This is a genomic window from Pseudoalteromonas sp. C12FD-1 (genome assembly GCF_037414265.1).
In the GTDB taxonomy this organism is placed as follows: domain Bacteria; phylum Pseudomonadota; class Gammaproteobacteria; order Enterobacterales; family Alteromonadaceae; genus Pseudoalteromonas.
Genome location: NZ_JBBEVD010000069.1, coordinates 31836 through 50895 on the forward strand (window position 1 = coordinate 31836; position 19060 = coordinate 50895).

A 19060-nucleotide genomic window follows, 5' to 3' on the forward strand; every position below is an offset into this window, starting at 1 on the left:
TTTTATTTAGATTGTTAGGTATTTAGTATACGCTCGACCTGGAAAACTTCAGCTTTAGCAAAACCATGAGTAGCTCCGCGTAGCGTTGCTAGTGCTTCTATACACTCTAAACTTCGACTATGTGGAAAATCCCGCAGTTCTTTTTGATAACAAGTAAGTGCTTGTTCTTTCTTCTGCCAGTACTGGCTAATATCAACGATATAGTTTCCTGAAAATTTTGGCATGGAGTTAGATTGCCACTCCGTACTTGATAGAACCTCAAATGAGAAGATTTTTTTTACGCAACTGCCAAGTATCGGTCTGCATGCTGTCATTACGGCTTGGTGGGTTATTCTATGATCTATGTTTAAATCATGAGCAAAATGAGTATAAATAATATTTGGGTTAGTATTGTTCAAGATTTTCTCTATGGCTTGAACTATCGTTAATAATGGCACTGTATCCATTTTATTGTCAGGAAAATCAAAGCATTGATAATTATTTACCCCAAGTGTTTTCATGGCATTAGCCATTCCTCCACTTCGTTCTAGCTTATCTGGAGGGGTTATATCATTCCTAGCTGATATTCCATTTGTCATAAATATAACATTTACCTTATCACCCTTGGCAATGTGCTTAGCAATTGTTCCTGCGCAACCTAAAGCTTCATCATCAGGATGAGCAGCTATAATGAGAACGTGGTTATTTTTTATCATTAGTAATTAGCTCCCAAGAAACAGCTGTACCACGAGTTATGTTTTGACTAGCGGTTTGACCTAGTACTTTTTGGAAGTACTTAGGGGCTAAGCCATAGCCTGGGCGTATTTTTCTTATATGTTTTGCAGTGATCACTTCACCCTGCTTAATGTCGGCAACAAAATAAAGTGAGCGACGGAAAGTCATATTAGCTTGTTCAACTGGTTTTCGCTCATAACCTGCTACACCAATAGCTTGGTAAGCCTCCTTAGTTTCTTTAACTAGCCGCTTAAATTCATCTGGCTCTAAAGAAAATTCAGCATCGGGCCCTTTATCATTTCTATCCAGTGTGAAATGTTTTTCAATTAAACTTGCACCAAGAGCAATACTTGTGACCGAAACAACGGTACCTAGGCTATGATCTGAAAGTCCAGATATAACGTCAAAACGTTGACTAATATCAGCTATAGTTGCTAAGTTTGCTTGTTCTACTGGTGCAGGGTATGCACTGATGCAGTGTAAAACGACTAATTCTTTACAACCATTATCTCTAGCTGTTGAAATTGCCTCCTCTATTTCTTCCATATTAGCCATACCAGTAGAAATGATTAGTGGTTTACCGGTTTGTGCAATACGTTTTATTAGTGGTAAATCCGTTATTTCAAAAGAGGCTAATTTATATGCAGGTACATCGAAGCTTTCTAGCAATTCTACCGCTGATTCATCAAATGGGGTGGAGAATAGTGTTATACCGACTTCTTTTGCTTTATCAAATAACTGTTGATGCCATTCGAATGGTGTTTGTGCCCATTGATATAAGTCGTAAAGTTTATAACCATTCCATAAACCACCTTTGATTCTAAAATCATCCTTATCACTATCTATCGTCATGGTATCAGGTGTATAACTTTGAATTTTAATAGCATCTACACCGCATTTTGCTGCTTCTTCAATGCCTTTTAATGCTTGTTCTATTCTTCCATTATGATTTGCAGATAATTCTGCAATTATATATGGAGGGAAGTCAGGTCCAATGTTTGTGCCATTGATAGTGATAAATCTATTTGTCATTATTTTTTTCGCTTAAATTTGTTATACGTTTCTTGATGATGACGTTTGTATTAAGGATTGGCTCTTTGCTCTTGGAAGACGTTAAGTTTGCTTGCTCAAAAGTTAGTGTGAAATTACCATAATGTAAAAAAGCTTTAGGGTAGCTATCTGCATCCATCATACGAATTAAATCATAAAGTTCCGTTAGTGTTTCAGTACCTTGAATCTTGCTTTGCTCTGGAGTTCTCCTAGCAAAAGTGGTTACTTCTCCTGCTTGTGCTATGGGTGTAGGCTCTATGGTTATAATGCTTTTTATCATCTCAAAGGTAAGTTTGGCGCAACGTTGAAATATCTCTTGTGCGCTACCTTCTAATGATAAAGGTGCCTTTAAGTAAACGTCACCTGCATCTAGTTGATTAGTCATTTTTAAAGCGGTTAATTTAGTTGTCTGATGTCCGCGGCAAATTAAATTCTGTAAAGGGCTGCCCCCCCGCCCATAAGGAACATCTGTCATATGAAAGCATATACAGGTGAACTCATTAAGGATACTCTCTGGAACTAACCAGCTCCAATGAGGGAAAAAAATATACTTGGGGTTTAGCTTCCTCAGATTCTTTAGAGTCAGTTGGTTATGGTCATTAATTAGTGTCCAAGTACCAGAAAGACTAGGAGAGGTTTGTTCAAACTCTTCGATATTCCAGTTTTTTATTGTTGCTACTATATAATTATTAGTCATAACGAGATATTTCTATTTTATATTTGATACCATCTTTAATAAAAAAAGCAGGATAATCATTATTACTAACGACTCTAAGTAAGTTGAATTGTTCAGCCAAGCTTTTATTAATATCTAATTCGCTATCACTTTTGTTTCTTTTTGCGTAATAACTTTCATGCCCACGTTGTACTGTAGGGGTTAATTTTGGAAAACATTCAATAAATTTTTTTGCCAGTGCTATTGTTATTTCACCTTGCTTACACCGCCACTCGTCATGAAGTTCGCTGCCGTTAAGCTCTAAAGTGTCTCGAAGCCAAATTTTGCCACTATCGACATTTTTAGTAGCTTCTATCAAGCACACAGGGATAGAACTTTGCCCTTCAATAATTTGCCAGCTCATAGGGGCAAACCCTTTACCTTTGGGTAATGAACTTTCATGAACTACAAGGTTGTGCTTATTTCGGTGGAGTATTTTTTCTGAGATTATTTGGGTACATCCCAGAAGGAAACATACATCGCCTTGCATAATGTCATCGGCATTTCTGACAAGCTTACATTGATAATTAGCTGAAAAATAAGTTACCAATGCTTTAGCGTATGGAAGTATCCATGAATTATTATCAACTAATATAGTAATAGCTTTAAAGGTTTCATGTTTCATTTATACAGTCTTCGCTAATTCTATCTATTAAAATATTGGCGACTCTATGAGCGCCGAGTCCATCGCAAATATTGAAACAGTTTTTGACCATCATTTTATACTGATCGGGCTGTAAGATTAGTTGCTCTATTTGATCACAAATCATGGCAGAACTAATATCTTTATGCCAACCTAAGTTGATTGTTGCACCAGAGCTGTTTAAGTTTTTTGCAATTAATAGCTGGTTTTTAGCATTGACCGTTGTTAGGCACGGCAAGCCTAAGCAGCATCTTTCCCATGCAGTTGAGCCACTCGCGCCAATGGCGATATCGGCTTCTATCATTTGACTAGCCATATCTTTGCTATCTACTATTAATGTACACCACATGAGTCTATTACAAATAGACTGTAAAGAATTAAAATGTATTGATTGACTGGAAATAACCACACTAGCTTGAATGTTTGGCATAATAGCGTGTAACTTTTCTAATGCTAGCAATGCTAATTTGGATAAATTATCAGGGTCACTTCCTCCCATAGAAATCATAATATGGGCATTGCTATTATTTTTGCCTAATTGTCTGCTTCGCTTATCACGCTGAGTTATTGCTTGTGTTCGATAATCATTAAACTCATTTCTCAATAACATATAATCTTTACCTAATAACATAGTGCAATGCTCAGCGACTAAGTATTGGTATGATTTAGCGCAGCGGTTTAAAGTCTGATCTAGTAACACATCACATAATAGGGGACGATTAGCTAAGTCATCAATGACAACGAGCTCTCTACAGTATCTAGCCACTAATGAGTGCCATGTCGCATCTATAGCGTAATGATCAGCTATAACGTAATCAATCGGTGAAATCGTTTCTAACACGCGTATAGTTTGTTGTGCGTCTTCTTCTGAGGTGCAGCCAAGCCAAGTATCACTATCATGTTGAACAATATCTCTACTCCTTTCTGGTAAGGAAGTTAACGAGTAGTTTTGTTCAATAATCAAGTGATTAATATGTCCTTGATGCTTCCGACAGATAAAGCTTATCTGCGCGCCTTTGCTCATTAATGCGTTTGCTAATGTAAGGCAACGCATAACATGGCCATAACCAATAATAGATGAGCTATCTACTCTAAAAACTACATGCATCATGATTTTAATAAATTATTGAAGTATTTCACTTTATTTTCATTCATATTGTGAGCTTTTATCTAACTTTAAAAACGGGTGATAACAGCTCACCATAGAATTTACAATGAAAATCTTTATTTTCAATAGTTTGCATTAAAATATTAAGTACTTCTCTATAACTAATCAATAGAGCATCAATATCTTCGCTTTTATGTGAGTAATTTAAGTTATGACCGCCACCGAGTAAAAAGCCACGTAATGCCATTTCTTGCAAAAATAAAGATTTCAATTCAAGGGCGCTGTAGCCTCCTTGGGCATTTATGATTAAGAAAGACCAGCTAGGGTGACCGCACAAGGTTAACCACTGCTGCGCTTGTAGATCATTAATTATTTGCGCTAAACCGGTTTGTAGTTTTTCTCCTATCGTGGCTAAGTGTGAAACGACTTTATACTCTGTCATAAAGTTTAATGTGGCTTTTGTTGCTGCTAATGACAAAGTTTCGCCAGCGAAGGTACCGGAGAAAAAAATATCTTCCATCAGCATCATGATATCTTTGCGTCCAACAACCGCAGAGATGGGATAGCCATTGGCCATGCCTTTTCCAAATGTAGCTAAATCTGGCGTGACACTAAATAACTGTTGGGCCCCACCCATTGAAAAGCGAAAGCCGGTTATAGTTTCATCAAAAATTAATACTGCGCCGTGTAGTTGACACAATTCTTTTACTTTTTGTAAAAAATTATCCTTTGGGTAATGAGTGTTCATTGGTTCTAGAATAACGGCAGCGATTTTATTCTTCTGTTGATAAAATAGTTGCTCTAACGATGAAATATCATTGTAGTTAAACGTATGGGTCAATGATTTTGTTGCTTCAGGTACACCTAGGTCTCGAGTGGTGGAGCCTATGTACCAGTCTTGCCAACCATGATAACCGCACACAGCAACATGCTCCCTCTTAGTAAATGCACGAGCTAAACGAATTGCTGCTGAAGTAGCGTCACTGCCGTTTTTACCAAAACGCACCATCTCTGCACAAGGGATTAATTCTACTAACTTTTCGGCAACGTCCATTTCAAGCTTATGGGGTAAAGAAAAAGTTACCCCTGATTTTATTTGTTCGATAACTGCATCATCAACGGCTTTATTGCAATACCCTAATGAAACTGAAAGCAGACCACTAACAAAATCAGTGTATTGGTTTTCATCGGCGTCCCACACTTGGCAACCATCACCACGTTTAATAAACAAGGGTGCAACATTTTTAGGGTAAGCAACACGGCTTTTACTAAAGGTTTGTGAGCCTAAAGGAATGGTTTTTTCAGCACGTGCGAGCCATTTTGATGATTCTTGATAGCGTTTGTTCATTGCGAAGTTTGCCCTATATTTTGTCGTATACTTTTTAAATGCTGTTGATCTTCTTTTTCAGACTTCAATAAGCCTTCATTGCGAATAATATGATGATTTATTTTTGTTAACTCTGGTTTTTCTTGCATTAATATTAATATATCAGCTAGGGTGAAATTAGGTTTTTGAGGGTATAAATATTCGTATATTTTTGTAACGAACTCAAAGTCCTTTGGTTCATCAACCGTCCAGCGATAATGAGATAAGTCTGGGTTATGAGCATAATTACTTAAAGTAAATAATTGCGGGTTATTGCGAATAAAAGGAGTTACATGCTCACGTTCAGAGGGTTTTTTAGCTAGTTGATAAGCTTTTTCTAGTGCGGTAAAACTAAATATTTCAACATCTAACCCATCAGGTAACGTGGCAGGTGCGCAGTTTGAACAATAATCACAGTTGTTTTTTATGAATAACTCAATAACATCATCAATAACGTTGGCATCTATTAGCGGGCAGTCGCCAGTGACGCGAACTATATTAGTGCTTTTAATGTCAGTGTTATTATTCGACTTAAATTTAATTGCAGCATGATAATAACGCGCTAAAACGTCTGATAAATCACCCCGGAAGCAATCAATGTCTAATTGTCGACAAAGCAGTTCAATATCGTCATCACTGTCTTCATCACTTGTTGCAATAATAAGTTTATGCGCTGTTTTTACTTTTTGTAGTCTTGCCACTTGGTGAGCAAGCATAGGTTTATCAAGAATTGGTAACAATACTTTGTTTGGTAATCTAGAGGATGACATACGTGCTTGTAAGATAATTAAAGTGTCAGTCATTAAGTTTTTGCCACTGTTTTTAAAGGTTGTAATAGATAGAAACGACTAAACTACCCATTGGCTAGGGTTTATAAAACCTAGTCGTGTATCAGCTAATGAGTATAGCTCTTCGTTTGTAATTCTTAATTGGTTTACCTGCTCATAAGCGTTCACTACTTCAATTAATTGTTTAGTACTGCACACTCCAATAACTAACTTTTCAAAGCAATAACTAGACTCTTCTTCCTTACAAGTTTTGTAAGTCGATCTTTTTGCCAAAAGCGCTATTGCTAACGCTAATGTTAATTTGGTACAAGATAAGTGTTTAGCTAATGCATTAAATGCTTTGAGTTTGTTTTTATATGGCTCAAAGTATGGGCTTAGCTTTTCTTCTTCAATAAAAAGCAACCCTTGTAAAAAAATAGATCTGGCATGTAACTTTATTTTTTTATCGCTACATAATTGCATTACACTAGGAGAGAGAAAGCGCTGGTCAAAAATATTAACCGGAACTTGAGCTGTATCAATAGGGAAGCTCTCAGCAATTATTTTTAATTGTTCTGGGCTGTATACAGAAACACCAATGTTTTTAATGAGTTTCTGCTTTTTTAGCAGGGCTAATTGAGTAAATAGCTGTAATTTATTTGGATGCTCAATTAAATTTTCGGCTTGATGAAATAGCATAGTATCTAGGCTATCTGATTTGAGGTTGTTTAAGCTTTGTTCAAAAAACTGAGTGATAGTGCTTTGTTCTATTGATAATGCGGGAATTTTACTAATTAAATTAAAACGCTTACTAGCACCTAATTTTCCTAACACTGCTTCACTATCTCCGTAAGCTCCTGCACAATCTATAGTATCGATACCTAGTGACAGTGCTTGCTCTAGTATATTTGCAACCTCAGGTATATTAACCTTTCCTTGTTGATTGCTAATGCCATAATCTAAACCAAATTGGGCGGTCCCTAAAGCGATTTTCATAGTTGTTCGGCTAGTGTTTTTATTATGAAATTTTGTTCTGAATTGGTTAATTCAGGATGCAAAGGTATAGTCAGAGCACAACTGTAATATTTCATTGCATTTGGAAAGTCATTTGCCTTAAAGTCAAGCTCTTTATAATAAGGTTGTATATGAATTGGAATATAATGTAAATGGCTCGTTATGCCTTGCTCTCTTAAACTACAGATAATAGACTCATGTTTTACAACTGCACCACCAGATAAGGTTAAAATATATAAATGGTAACTAGAGTAGCTTTGTTGTGATTGAGTTAAATGATTAATAGGCAAGTCTTTTAATTTGCTAGAATAGACTTTAGCTAGCTGGTTGCGCTTTGTAACAAATTCATCAAGCTTTGAGAGCTGACTAAGTCCTAATGCCGCTTGTAACTCAGTCATTCTATAATTAAAGCCGAGTTCAACTTGCTGATAGTACCAAGGGCCATGACTTGGTTCGGTCATTTCACTCGGGTTGGCTGTAATTCCATGGCTACGTAAACGCTCCATTCTTTTAGCAAGTTGCTTATTGTTTGTTACCGCCATGCCTCCTTCAGCAGAGGTGATTATTTTGACTGGATGAAAGCTAAATACGCAAATATCTGAAAACTCACAGCTGCCCACAGGCTTTCCTAAATATTTTGCACCAATAGCATGTGAAGCATCTTCAATAACCTTAAAGCTATATTCAACTGCAAGTTGATATATAGCCTTCATATCGCATGATTGACCTGCTAGGTGAACTGGGATGACTACTTTTGGTAAACGATTATTTTCTTTAGCAATAATAAGTTTTTTTTCTAACTCATCAGTACACATATTCCCTGTTGCTACATCAATATCCACAAAATCTATTTGAGCACCGCAGTACAGTGCACAATTTGCAGAAGCAACGAACGAAATAGGGGAGGTCCATACAATATCATCTTCCCCTACATTTAACGCTAAACATGCAACGTGCAATGCTGATGTGGCACTGTTTGTTGCACACGCATAGTTACTGCCACAATAATTCGCAATGGCTTGCTCAAAAGCGGGGACTTTTGGGCCTTGCGTTAACCAGTCGGATTTTAAGACATCAACTACTGCGTCGATGTCTTGTTGAGAAATAGCTTGTTTGCCGTATGGAATCATGGGGTAATTACTTTTAAACTAACGCTTCAATGTTGAAGGCTTCAATTTCTTCAATCGTCATGTAATGGGGGTTGTTTAAAGAGTTATATTCAAAGCCTTGCTTCACTTTCTCTCCTTTTTCATCAAGCGCATTTACTGTAAAGTCATTACTACGACTGCTAAATTTGATGCCTGGCGCAATAACAAAGTGATCGCTATATTCATAGGTTTCAAAACACAGATCGGCAGGGCACATGACCTCATGTAACTTTTCACCTGGGCGAATACCGATAATCTTAATTGGTAAGTCAGGGGCCATGGCTTTGGCAAGATCAACAATGCGAATTGAAGGGATTTTGGGTACAAAAATTTCGCCGCCTAACATTCGTTCAAAGTTAGTCAAAACAAAATCAACACCTTGTTGGAGGCTGATCCAAAAGCGAGTCATTTCTTCATGAGTGATTGGAATGTAGTCGCGACCTTGGTCGATAAACTTTTGAAATATAGGGACGACCGAGCCTCGAGAACACACTACGTTACCGTATCTTACTACAGCAAAAGTTGTTTTATGGCCGCCTGCAATATTGTTGGCAGCAACAAATAATTTGTCTGATGCAAGTTTAGTCGCACCATATAAATTGATTGGGTTCGCTGCTTTATCAGTCGACAGTGCAATGACTTTTTCTACATTATTATCAAGGGCAGCATCAATAACGTTTTCAGCCCCATTTATATTGGTTTTGATACACTCCATCGGGTTATATTCAGCTGCGGGTACTTGTTTTAATGCTGCAGCGTGAATCACATAGTTTACGCCACGCATGGCACGACGAAGTCTTTCTTTATCGCGTACATCACCAATGAAGTATCGCATGCACGGTTGGTCAAACTCTTGCTGCATTTCAAACTGTTTTAGCTCATCTCGAGAAAAGATGATGATCTTTTTCGGTTTATAGCGTTCTAGTAGCGTTTTGACGTATTTTTTGCCGAATGAACCAGTACCACCGGTAATTAAAATCGTTTTATTGTCGAACATAGTGTTACCTAAGTTATTTATCATTGGCGTAGTTGTTTATAAAAGTGAAGTACGCAAATTGAGAATTTTGACACAATTCTCAGTAATTTAACTATTAACTAATACACAAGCAAGTCAGATGCCAAGTTAATTTATCTAAACCATGGTACAAAGTATAAAATTTGGCAAATTAAGCAATCGGTTTGTAGGTGGCAGCCATGAATATTCAATCACTTTCCACAAGTCGAACAGGATCTCAAGTTGTCGTTGATATAAGACCAAGCAGCAGAGGAAATTAACAGCCAAAGAGCTGAGCTAGGCGCTTTTCAAAACACCTTAGCGAGTACGATAAAAGGTTTAGGTAATCAGCAAGAGAATACTGCGGCGAGCCAAAGCTGAATAGAAAATACTGACTATGCAAAAGCTGTGTTTTATCATGTAGCTAATGGTATTTTATCGCAAGCATCCATTACCTTGCGTGGACAGGCTAATCGTTCAGCCGAATCTATATTAGATTTACTTTAATTATTTAGTATTAAATTTTAGTGCTAAGTGACTATTTTTTGGCGTTTATGTCAAAAAACCGCCGCTATTACTTGCATCCATTCAGATCTCGCTTACAATTTAGCTAATATAATAAATTAGTGAAATTATGGCTCGCTAACTATGATCTTGATTTTAGATAATAATAATAACCGTGCAATAGGATTGAATGCATCGCTTACCTTTATTGGGGAAGCTGTGCAGTTGCTTGATGAAAATGGCTTTGAAGAAGTATGCAGTAAGTATCAACAGCAAGAATGCATTGTTATATTAGGTGCATTGCAAAGCTTAGATCATGAAAGCTTAATCAAGCGCTACCCAACCCTGCCTTTTTTACTGATTGGTGAAACACTCAAGCCATTATTAAGTATTGCAAATGTGGTAGGACTAATTTGTGAGCCGTTTAATCACGAAGTAACTACACAGCTTTTACACGACTGCCAACAGTACCAACGTATGTTGCCTGGTAGTCACAAGCAGCATAAATCACACAAAACATTTGATGGTTTAGTAGGGGAAACAGACGCGGTTAAAAACGTACGCTTTTTAATTGAGCAAGTGGCTAAAACCGATGCAAACGTTCTTATTTTAGGTGAATCGGGTACGGGTAAAGAGGTAGTTGCGCGTAATGTACATTTATTGTCTAAACGCAATACTGGGCCATTTGTACCAGTAAACTGTGGTGCCATTCCAGGAGAGCTTCTTGAAAGCGAGTTATTCGGCCATGAAAAAGGGGCGTTTACCGGCGCTATTTCTGCACGTAAAGGGCGGTTTGAATTAGCGCAAGGCGGTACGCTGTTTTTAGATGAAATTGGTGATATGCCACTGCAAATGCAAGTTAAGCTACTTCGCGTATTACAAGAGCGCAGCTACGAGCGTGTAGGCGGCACTAAAGCGATTCAAGCAGATGTACGAGTGATTGCAGCTACCCACCGTAACCTTGAGGAAATGATTGAAAAGGGCAGCTTTAGGGAAGATTTATATTACCGTTTAAATGTGTTTCCTATTGAAAACCCGTCTCTTAATGAGCGTGCTGACGACATACCTTTATTACTTAAAGAGTTAATGCGCCGTGTGAATGAGCAAAGTGGTACGTCGGCTAAATTTACAGAGCGCGCGGTTGAGAGCCTCAAAGAACATGCTTGGCCTGGTAATATCCGAGAGCTTGCTAATTTAGTGGAACGCATGGTGATTATGTTCCCTGAAAAGGTGGTTGATGTTCCCGATTTACCTAATAAATACCGCTATATTGAGGTCGATGCCTACGAGCCTGAATACCCTGAAGAGCTACTTGAAAAAGATGCCTTTAACGACATTTTTAGTTCAGGTTTTAGCGATTATGATAATGAACCAGAGCCTGAATTTAGCCAACCAGGATCTGGCGTATTACCCGAAGAGGGCATTGAACTTAAAGACTATTTAGCAGAGCTTGAAATAAGCTTAATTACTCAAGCGTTAGAGCGTTTTGATTACGTTGTTGCTCGCGCTGCAGAAATATTAGGTGTAAGGCGTACAACGCTTGTCGAAAAAATGAAAAAGTACAATCTATCGCGAGATTAGCCAAACGTAGCAAGTGCCGAACCATTATGAATTACCGAGTTTGGCTGTATTAATCTTTTGCTTACAGCTTACAGCTCACAGCTCACAGCTTACAGCTTACAGCTAATAACTTTTAATTATCTCGGCTCTTCTAAAACAATCATGACTATGATCGTTAACCATGCCGCAGGCCTGCATGTGTGCATACACTGTTGTAGGCCCTAAAAACTTGAAGCCTCGCTTTTTTAAATCTTTTGCAAACGCTTTTGATTCCTCGGTCATTGTAGGGGCGTCTTCAACACTATTTACATTATTAATAATTGGTTTATTGCCCACAAATTGCCATTGGTAATGGCTAAAGCCGCCAAATTCTTTTTGAATCTCAATAAACCGTTGAGCATTATTAACTGTGGCAGTAATCTTTAAGCGATTACGCACTATGTTCTCATCTTGCATTAGCCGTTCTATATCATCGGCTGTAAAGTTAGCCACTTTTTGCACATTAAAATTAGCAAATGCTTTTTTATAGCCAGCGCGCTTTTTTAAAATAGTGTACCAACTTAAGCCCGCTTGCGCTGATTCTAGCGTGATAAATTCAAATAATTTCGTGTCGTCATAAAGTGGCACTCCCCATTCTTCATCATGGTATTTCACATAATCAGGCTTTGTGGTGTCGAGCCATGCACAACGGCATTTATTTTGCTCACTCATTGTTATTCCTTTTAGTGTGCGTCATTTTTTTGTTACGCGTTATTGTATGATAACTAAATGAAAAATATATAAAATAATATTGGTATAAATTGTGCATTTAGCCCTGTATCTACATCATTAAGAGATTTGATTATGGCCCTTGCAAGTGTACTTAAACCACAGTTTATTACTGCAAAACAGTATAACCCATGTTTACTTCAAGAAGAGTACATTGGCGAATTAAGTGATTTAAGACAGCAAGCAAGTTGGCTGTCGCACTTAGTTGATACCATGCCAGCGGGTGTTGTTGTGCTTGATGGTAAAGGGCTTATTGCAAAAGCCAATCAAATCGCAATTGATATGCTAGGCGAACCGCTAGAAGGGGAGAAGTGGTTTAACATTATTCAACGCTCTTTTCGCCCTCACCAAGATGATGGACATGAAGTGTCGCTCAAAGATGGTCGTCTTATAAAACTTGATATTACAGCACTGGCGCCAGAGCCAGGGCAGTTAATATTAATGACAGATTTAACCGAAACGCGCCGTTTACAAAAGCGCGTTGCCCACATGCAGCGCTTAAGTGCGCTTGGTAAAATGGTGGCATCGCTTGCACACCAAGTGCGTACGCCACTTTCGGCCGCTATGTTATATGCTGCAAATTTAGGCTCAAAAAAGCTGCCTGAGTCATCGCGTGATAACTTTCAAACCAAGCTTATGTCGCGTTTAAAAGATTTAGAAACCCAAGTTAACGATATGCTGCTTTTTGCTAAAAGTGGTGAGCAGCAAGTGGTTGAGCAAGTGTCTATGCAGCAGCTTTTAAACGAAGTAAAACTAGGTGCTGATGCAATGGTGGCCTTAAATAACAGTGAACTTACCGTTGAGCTACCAGAGCCAGATATAGAAATCACCGGTAATAAAACCGCGCTGGCCAGCGCTATTCAAAACCTTATTCACAATAGTATTCAAATTATTGGCAGCCAAGCACAGGTGACATTAAAAGCGCAGCGCGATAGCAGCGAAGCTGACACCGTACGTATTAGCGTTTGCGATAATGGCCCTGGGGTAGAGCTGAGCCAAATAGAGAAAATTTTTGAACCGTTTTATACCACAAAAAGCCAAGGTACAGGGCTTGGGCTTGCTGTTGTAAGTTCTGTGGCAAATGCGCATCAAGGACGTGTTGAAGTGGTTAATAATGCCAATGGTGGTGCATGTTTTAGTTTATTGCTGCCAATATGCACGGCCTCAACGCAGGAGAAAACAGCATGAGCAATACTATATTAGTAGTTGAAGATGATGCAGGCTTAAGAGAGGCACTCATAGACACGTTAGAAATGTCGGGTATTGCCTGCGTTGCAGCTGATAGTGCTGAGCAAGCCATGATCCAGTTAAAAAAGTCTGAGTTTTCATTAGTGGTCAGCGATGTGCAAATGGGCACAATGAGCGGCCTAGATTTACTCAGAAGCATTAAACTTAACTACCCAGAGCTGCCCGTATTAATGATGACAGCCTACGCAACGATTGATGATGCAGTAGAGGCTATGCGCTTAGGCGCCATTGACTATATGGCTAAACCCTTTGCCCCTGAAGTGTTGTTAAATATGGTTAGTCGCTATTTACCCGAAAAACCTAAAGACACTGATGGCCCAATCGTAGCCGATCCTAGTAGCATTCAACTATTAGAGCTTGCAAGTAAAGTAGCGCGCTCAGATGCAAGCGTTATGGTACTTGGCCCTAGCGGCTCAGGTAAAGAGGTATTAGCGCGATATATTCACGATAAGTCAAACCGATGCGATGCGCCTTTTGTGGCAATAAATTGTGCGGCTATTCCCGAAAATATGCTTGAGGCCACTTTATTTGGCTATGAAAAAGGCGCCTTTACCGGTGCAATACAAGCATGCCCAGGTAAATTTGAGCAAGCCCAGGGCGGCACTATATTACTTGATGAAATAACCGAAATGGACTTAGGGCTTCAAGCTAAGCTATTACGGGTATTGCAAGAGCGTGAAGTTGAGCGTTTAGGTGCCCGAAAAACAATTTCACTCGACGTAAGAGTACTCGCAACCAGTAACCGCGATTTAAAAGAAGCCGTTGCAGACAACCAATTTAGAGAAGACTTATATTATCGTTTAAATGTGTTTCCACTAATGTGGCGACCGCTCTGTGAGCGCCCAGGCGATATAATAGTATTGGCAAAACATTTAATAGAGCGCCATTTGGTTAAAAATAAAGAGCCATTAGCAACGCTCGATAGTGCTGCAGAACAAAAGTTACTAAGCCACGCATGGCCTGGTAACGTACGCGAGCTTGATAATGTAATTCAACGTGCGCTTATTTTGCGAACGGGCAATGTAATTGGCGAGCAAGCCATTTTTATTGAAAACTTGATGCAAATGCCAGTTAACAGTATGCCTACACAGGAGATAGTGCCGGAACGAGCACCTACCCCCAGTGGCGCATATTATGATGACAAAATAACGCCTCTAGAGACGAGTAGCTCACTGCCAAGTGTTGATACTGGCAGCTATAAAGATGAGTTAAAAGATAAAGAGCATAAAATAATTTTAGAAACCCTCGCGCGCTGCCAAGGTAAACGTAAAGATGTTGCACAAACACTTGGGATCAGCCCGCGTACTTTACGTTATAAACTAGCGCAAATGCGCGATTTAGGTATTTCACTACCCGCATAAATTTACTCCTCCTCTATAAATAACCCTAAACTAACCTCGCTTAGTTTAGGGTTGTCAAATCTCTGACTCTATAAAGTTGCAGTTAACTATTTGTAATTAAAGGTTTATTTTTATGGCACGCTTTGTGCTTTAATCCTTTTATGAACGTTAACTGCATTTGCCAGAGAAAATTATGAAAATTCAAAACAGCGCGCTATTTCAAGAAATGCAATCAATGGCTTTAGAAGCAGGCCATACAAATCAAATTAATAAGCTACCAACGCAAGCTCAGCCAACGTCATCTGCTCAATTTGGTGACTTACTAAGCGATGCATTAAATACGGTTAATGGCTTACAACAAGATGCCAAACAAAAAGTAGTGGCTGTTGAAATGGGTGACAGAAGTGTATCGCTTGCTGAGGCAATGATTGCCTCACAAAAATCGTCAGTGGCATTTGAGGCTACAGTACAAGTAAGAAATAAACTTGTTGAGTCATACCAAGAAATTATGAACATGCCTGTTTAAGTAGGTAGTGGAGAATTATTGTGGCGCAATCTAATCAATCAACAGATCTTGCTCTTGCTGGCGGCGGTATTGACCAAAGCGAAGACAACGAGCAACAAGAACAAAAGTCGGGCTACTTAAGCGCCTTAAATGGTGTTGATGTGCTTCGCCAAGTCACCCTAATTATTGCGCTGGCTATTTGTTTAGCTATTGCCATATTTGTGATTATTTGGGCGCGCCAACCCGATATGCGTCCACTTGGTAAAATGCCAACAGAAGAGCTGATCCAAACCCTTGATTTTTTAGATGCACAAAAAATTGACTACGAGCTAGACGGCAACGTAATTTCGGTTGATGAAAGCGAGTACCAAAATATTAAATTGCTGATGGCTCGTGAAGGCTTAGAGCAAGGCCCGGCCTCAGGCACCGATATCATAATGCAAGATATGGGCTTTGGTGTGAGCCAACGATTAGAGCGAGAGCGCTTAAAGCATGGCCGCGAGCAACAACTTGCCCGCACCATAGAAGAGCTAAACAACGTAACGCGCGCTAAAGTTTTACTCGCTATACCCAAAGAAAACGTATTTGCCCGTAGAGAGAAAAAGCCATCAGCCACAGTGGTATTGACTCTTAAACGTGGGCGTACGCTTGATGGCGAAGAAATTGATTCAGTAGTTGATATGATTGCCTCTGCTGTGCAAGGACTAGAGCCTGCACGTGTGACGGTAACAGATCAAAATGGCCGTCTACTTAATTCAGGTTCACAAGACTCATTAGCTGCGCGCTCGCGTAAAGAATACGACATTGAGAGAAAGCGTGAGCAAGAGTATCTAGAAAAAATAGACAGTATTCTTATTCCTGTAGTCGGCTTAGGTAACTACACAGCGCAAGTTGATTTAAATATGGACTTTAGCTCAGTAGAAGAAACACAAAAGCGTTACAACCCAGACTTACCTGCGGTAAGAAGCGAAACTACATTTGAAGAAAACAACATAGGTGGCTTAGCGGTAGGTATTCCTGGGGCACTCACTAATCAACCACCTGTGAATTCAACTATTCCAGAGGTGGCAGGGCAAGGTAATGCAGGCACGGCAACCAATCCAAGCCGAGTGCATAAAGAAGCCACGCGTAACTTTGAACTAGACACCACTATTTCGCATAAGCGCCAACAAACAGGGGTTATTCGCAGAATTAGTGTCTCGGTAGCTGTTGATTACGTCCCTAAAGTAGGTGAAAACGGCGAAACAACCATGGCACCACGCTCAGTAGAAGCTTTGTCAAATATACGTCGTTTATTACAAGGTGGTGTTGGCTTTGATATGCAACGTGGCGATGCACTAGAAGTAGTAACCGTGCCATTTGTGCGTGAAGCGGTTGATTTAGACTTAGAAGTGCCGCTGTGGGAGCAAGACTGGTTTATGAAAATCATCCGTCTTGTGCTTGGTGCTTTAGTTATTATTGTATTAATCATGGCAGTTGTTAAGCCTATGCTTAAGCGCTTAATCTACCCAGATGACACGCTTGAAGAATACGATGAAGATGCATTAAGCTCTGGTGTTGATATTGGCGATAGCACGCTAGATATGCTAAATAAAGATTTTGATTCTGCTGCTGTTGGCTTCTCAAGTGATGGTACACTGCAGCTGCCAGACTTACATGGCGACGAAGATTTGCTCAAAGCGGTAAGAGCACTTGTAGCGAACGAACCGGAACTCTCATCACAAGTAGTGAAAGCGTGGTTAACAGAAGATGACTGATCAAGAACAAAAACAACTCCCGCCAGCGTTTGATGTTGACAAGTTAGATGGCGTAGATAAAGCCGCGATTCTTTTATTGAGCTTATCAGAAGAAGACGCAGCGCAAATACTTAAACACTTAGAGCCAAAGCAAGTGCAAAAAGTGGGTATGGCAATGGCTGCGCTAGATGATTTGTCACAATCAAAAATAAGTGCAGTTCATAACTTGTTTATAGAGCAAATACAAAGCTTTAGTACAATTGGCTTCCAGTCAGAAGACTTTATTAAAAAGGCGCTTACCGCCGCATTAGGTGAAGATAAAGCCGCAAGCTTAATAGACCAAATTGTAATGGGTTCGGGCGCTAAAGGCTTAGATTCACTTAAATGGATGGACTCAAAGCAAGTGGCTAATATTATTCGTAATGAGCACCCGCAAATTCAAACTATTGTTTTATCGTATCTAGAACCGGAGCAATCGGCAGAAATCCTCGCGCAGTTTCCTGAAAAAGTGCGCCTAGATTTAACCATGCGTATTGCTAACCTTGAAGAAGTGCAACCAGCAGCCTTGCAAGAACTTAACGAAATTATGGAAAAACAATTTGCCGGCCAAGCAGGTGCACAAGCCGCTAAAATGGGTGGCTTAAAAGCCGCGGCAGATATCATGAACTACCTAGATACAAATGTAGAAGGCCAGTTGATGGACTCTATTCGTGAACATGATGAAGAAATGTCTCAGCAAATTCAAGATCTTATGTTTGTATTTGAAAACCTTATGGATGTGGATGATCGCGGTATTCAAGCCATACTGCGTGAAGTACAGCAAGACGTACTAATGAAAGCCATTAAAGGGACTGACGAAGCGCTTAAAGATAAAATTTTGGGTAATATGTCTAAACGTGCTGCCGAAATGCTTGCTGATGACTTAGAAGCTATGGCACCGGTTAGAATAAGTGAAGTAGAAGCAGCCCAAAAAGAAGTACTTTCAACAGCAAGGCGTCTATCAGACTCGGGTGAGATTCAATTAGGCGGCGGTGGCGGCGAGGAGTTCCTGTAAGCTATGTCTAAATTAAAAGGTCGCCCTTTGCATGCAGATGAAGCAGATGAGCTTTTAAAAAATTGGCCAATACCGGATGTTGCTCCTGATGAACGTAGTTTTGGCAACCGTTCAACGGCTTTTGGCACACCGCTTTCTGATTTATATAAAAAAGAAGTTGAAGAAGAGGCCATAGAGGACGAGCAGCCGCAAGAACCTGAGCTGCCTTCTCTAACTATGGCTGAGCTTGAGCGCATTAGACAAGATGCTTATGAAGAAGGCTTAAAGCAAGGACACGAACAAGGCTACATAGATGGCTTTGAAAAAGGGGTTGGCGAGGGCAAAGAAGCAGGTTACAAAGAAGGCGTAGAGCTTGGTAAAGCACAAGGCCAAGAAGACGTAAAACCGCTAATAGAAGAGCAGTTAACCAGCTTACGTAGCATAATCGACAACCTTAGCGCTCCGCTTGATAAAGTGGACGAACTGGCAGAAAAGCACTTAGTGCAATTAGCAGTTATGTTGGCTGAGGCTATAACCTATCAGGAAATTAAAACATCGCCCGATGTTATTTTACATACGCTTAAAAAAAGCATAGACGCACTCAATACTGAGCAAGAAAAAGTTCGCGTGCATTTAAACCCAGATGACCTAGAACTGGTAAAGCAAAGCTATGGTGAGCAAACTATTACAGATAATAATTGGCAGCTCATTGCAGAGCCAACCCTTGAACGAGGCGGTTGCGAAGTTAAAACGCCACAATCCTCTTTAGATATGACCCTAAAAACTCGTGTCAAAGAAACGTTGGATAGCTTTTTGCATAATAGCGGTATCTAATCTTTTTTGTGGC

18 protein-coding genes and 1 pseudogene are annotated in these 19060 nt (G+C 39.5%); 8 read left to right on the plus strand and 11 right to left on the minus strand.

The genetic code is table 11. The annotated features are described in order from the left end of the window. Positions 1–14: 14 nt before the first annotated feature. From WDB87_RS10140 to pseB, 10 genes are read right to left on the minus strand one after another with little or no spacing between them, the layout of a single operon-like run. Positions 15–695 (minus strand): PIG-L deacetylase family protein, encoded by a 681-nt coding sequence (locus WDB87_RS10140; protein WP_337849819.1) that lies wholly within the window; start codon positions 693–695, stop codon positions 15–17. Next, entirely contained in the window at positions 682–1746 is a 1065-nt protein-coding gene (pseI, locus tag WDB87_RS10145) for a pseudaminic acid synthase (protein ID WP_337849820.1), read from the minus strand. Before pseI ends, WDB87_RS10140 begins: the two co-directional genes overlap by 14 nt. Continuing rightward, entirely contained in the window at positions 1736–2461 is a 726-nt protein-coding gene (locus WDB87_RS10150) for a methionyl-tRNA formyltransferase (RefSeq protein WP_337849821.1), read from the minus strand. Before WDB87_RS10150 ends, pseI begins: the two co-directional genes overlap by 11 nt. Further along, the gene (locus tag WDB87_RS10155) at positions 2454–3104 is read right to left on the minus strand and encodes a formyltransferase family protein (protein ID WP_337849822.1); all 651 of its coding nucleotides are present in this window, start codon (positions 3102–3104) and stop codon (positions 2454–2456) included. The genes WDB87_RS10150 and WDB87_RS10155 overlap by 8 nt, the downstream gene beginning before the upstream one ends. Then, positions 3094–4233 (minus strand): UDP-2,4-diacetamido-2,4,6-trideoxy-beta-L-altropyranose hydrolase, encoded by a 1140-nt coding sequence (gene pseG / locus WDB87_RS10160; protein WP_337849823.1) that lies wholly within the window; start codon positions 4231–4233, stop codon positions 3094–3096. Before pseG ends, WDB87_RS10155 begins: the two co-directional genes overlap by 11 nt. Before the next feature lie 55 nt (positions 4234–4288). After that, entirely contained in the window at positions 4289–5578 is a 1290-nt protein-coding gene (locus WDB87_RS10165) for an aminotransferase class III-fold pyridoxal phosphate-dependent enzyme (RefSeq protein WP_337849824.1), read from the minus strand. Next, positions 5575–6399, minus strand: a complete 825-nt coding sequence (locus WDB87_RS10170) for a glycosyltransferase family protein (RefSeq protein ID WP_337849825.1) — start codon at positions 6397–6399, stop codon at positions 5575–5577. The genes WDB87_RS10165 and WDB87_RS10170 overlap by 4 nt, the downstream gene beginning before the upstream one ends. Positions 6400–6444: 45 nt before the next feature. Then, the gene (locus WDB87_RS10175) at positions 6445–7359 is read right to left on the minus strand and encodes an aldo/keto reductase (protein WP_337849826.1); all 915 of its coding nucleotides are present in this window, start codon (positions 7357–7359) and stop codon (positions 6445–6447) included. Beyond that, positions 7356–8507 (minus strand): UDP-4-amino-4,6-dideoxy-N-acetyl-beta-L-altrosamine transaminase, encoded by a 1152-nt coding sequence (gene pseC / locus WDB87_RS10180; RefSeq protein WP_337849827.1) that lies wholly within the window; start codon positions 8505–8507, stop codon positions 7356–7358. Before pseC ends, WDB87_RS10175 begins: the two co-directional genes overlap by 4 nt. Before the next feature lie 13 nt (positions 8508–8520). Continuing rightward, entirely contained in the window at positions 8521–9522 is a 1002-nt protein-coding gene (pseB, locus tag WDB87_RS10185; protein ID WP_337849828.1) for a UDP-N-acetylglucosamine 4,6-dehydratase (inverting), read from the minus strand. A 267-nt stretch (positions 9523–9789) separates the two neighbouring features. On the opposite strand from pseB, the pseudogene WDB87_RS15775 reads away from it, so the two are divergent. Both WDB87_RS15775 and WDB87_RS10195 read left to right on the plus strand, forming a co-directional pair. Continuing rightward, a pseudogene (locus WDB87_RS15775) lies at positions 9790–10026 on the plus strand (flagellin); the annotation flags it as partial. A 141-nt stretch (positions 10027–10167) separates the two neighbouring features. Beyond that, positions 10168–11604, plus strand: a complete 1437-nt coding sequence (locus tag WDB87_RS10195; RefSeq protein WP_286244959.1) for a sigma-54 dependent transcriptional regulator — start codon at positions 10168–10170, stop codon at positions 11602–11604. Positions 11605–11706: 102 nt separating this feature from the next. Here the strand turns inward: WDB87_RS10195 and WDB87_RS10200 are convergent, their stop codons facing one another. Further along, positions 11707–12294 (minus strand): DNA-3-methyladenine glycosylase I, encoded by a 588-nt coding sequence (locus WDB87_RS10200; RefSeq protein ID WP_337849829.1) that lies wholly within the window; start codon positions 12292–12294, stop codon positions 11707–11709. Between the two features lie 132 nt (positions 12295–12426). Between WDB87_RS10200 and WDB87_RS10205 the strand changes: the two genes are divergently transcribed. The 6 genes from WDB87_RS10205 (at position 12427) to fliH (ending at position 19047) form a co-directional block, all read left to right on the plus strand. Continuing rightward, positions 12427–13539, plus strand: coding sequence for a sensor histidine kinase (locus WDB87_RS10205; RefSeq protein WP_337849830.1), 1113 nt, complete (start codon positions 12427–12429; stop codon positions 13537–13539). Further along, positions 13536–14960: a sigma-54-dependent transcriptional regulator gene (locus WDB87_RS10210; RefSeq protein ID WP_286244956.1), complete on the plus strand. Its 1425-nt coding sequence runs from the start codon at positions 13536–13538 to the stop codon at positions 14958–14960. Before WDB87_RS10205 ends, WDB87_RS10210 begins: the two co-directional genes overlap by 4 nt. A gap of 172 nt (positions 14961–15132) precedes the next feature. Beyond that, on the plus strand, positions 15133–15465 hold the full coding sequence (gene fliE, locus WDB87_RS10215; protein WP_004588289.1) for a flagellar hook-basal body complex protein FliE: 333 nt from the start codon (positions 15133–15135) through the stop codon (positions 15463–15465). 20 nt (positions 15466–15485) lie between these two features. Then, positions 15486–17201 (plus strand): flagellar basal-body MS-ring/collar protein FliF, encoded by a 1716-nt coding sequence (fliF, locus tag WDB87_RS10220; RefSeq protein WP_286244955.1) that lies wholly within the window; start codon positions 15486–15488, stop codon positions 17199–17201. After that, a complete protein-coding gene (fliG, locus tag WDB87_RS10225; RefSeq protein WP_004588291.1) occupies positions 17194–18234 on the plus strand; it encodes a flagellar motor switch protein FliG in 1041 nt (346 codons plus the stop codon). Before fliF ends, fliG begins: the two co-directional genes overlap by 8 nt. A 3-nt stretch (positions 18235–18237) precedes the next feature. After that, positions 18238–19047, plus strand: a complete 810-nt coding sequence (gene fliH, locus WDB87_RS10230; protein WP_337849831.1) for a flagellar assembly protein FliH — start codon at positions 18238–18240, stop codon at positions 19045–19047. Positions 19048–19060: the final 13 nt, after the last annotated feature.

Excerpts from the sequence above, each read along its gene's own strand:
- pseB (WP_337849828.1), bottom strand. The coding sequence starts at position 9,522 with ATGTTCGACAATAAAACGATTTTAATTACCGGTGGTACTGGTTCATTC.
- pseC (WP_337849827.1), bottom strand. The coding sequence starts at position 8,507 with ATGATTCCATACGGCAAACAAGCTATTTCTCAACAAGACATCGACGCA.
- WDB87_RS10165 (WP_337849824.1), bottom strand. The coding sequence starts at position 5,578 with ATGAACAAACGCTATCAAGAATCATCAAAATGGCTCGCACGTGCTGAA.
- WDB87_RS10175 (WP_337849826.1), bottom strand. The coding sequence starts at position 7,359 with ATGAAAATCGCTTTAGGGACCGCCCAATTTGGTTTAGATTATGGCATT.
- WDB87_RS10140 (WP_337849819.1), bottom strand. The coding sequence starts at position 695 with ATGATAAAAAATAACCACGTTCTCATTATAGCTGCTCATCCTGATGAT.
- fliG (WP_004588291.1), top strand. The coding sequence starts at position 17,194 with ATGACTGATCAAGAACAAAAACAACTCCCGCCAGCGTTTGATGTTGAC.
- pseG (WP_337849823.1), bottom strand. The coding sequence starts at position 4,233 with ATGATGCATGTAGTTTTTAGAGTAGATAGCTCATCTATTATTGGTTAT.
- WDB87_RS10210 (WP_286244956.1), top strand. The coding sequence starts at position 13,536 with ATGAGCAATACTATATTAGTAGTTGAAGATGATGCAGGCTTAAGAGAG.
- WDB87_RS10150 (WP_337849821.1), bottom strand. The coding sequence starts at position 2,461 with ATGACTAATAATTATATAGTAGCAACAATAAAAAACTGGAATATCGAA.
- WDB87_RS10170 (WP_337849825.1), bottom strand. The coding sequence starts at position 6,399 with ATGACTGACACTTTAATTATCTTACAAGCACGTATGTCATCCTCTAGA.
- WDB87_RS10195 (WP_286244959.1), top strand. The coding sequence starts at position 10,168 with ATGATCTTGATTTTAGATAATAATAATAACCGTGCAATAGGATTGAAT.
- WDB87_RS10155 (WP_337849822.1), bottom strand. The coding sequence starts at position 3,104 with ATGAAACATGAAACCTTTAAAGCTATTACTATATTAGTTGATAATAAT.
- WDB87_RS10205 (WP_337849830.1), top strand. The coding sequence starts at position 12,427 with ATGGCCCTTGCAAGTGTACTTAAACCACAGTTTATTACTGCAAAACAG.
- fliE (WP_004588289.1), top strand. The coding sequence starts at position 15,133 with ATGAAAATTCAAAACAGCGCGCTATTTCAAGAAATGCAATCAATGGCT.
- fliH (WP_337849831.1), top strand. The coding sequence starts at position 18,238 with ATGTCTAAATTAAAAGGTCGCCCTTTGCATGCAGATGAAGCAGATGAG.
- pseI (WP_337849820.1), bottom strand. The coding sequence starts at position 1,746 with ATGACAAATAGATTTATCACTATCAATGGCACAAACATTGGACCTGAC.
- WDB87_RS10200 (WP_337849829.1), bottom strand. The coding sequence starts at position 12,294 with ATGAGTGAGCAAAATAAATGCCGTTGTGCATGGCTCGACACCACAAAG.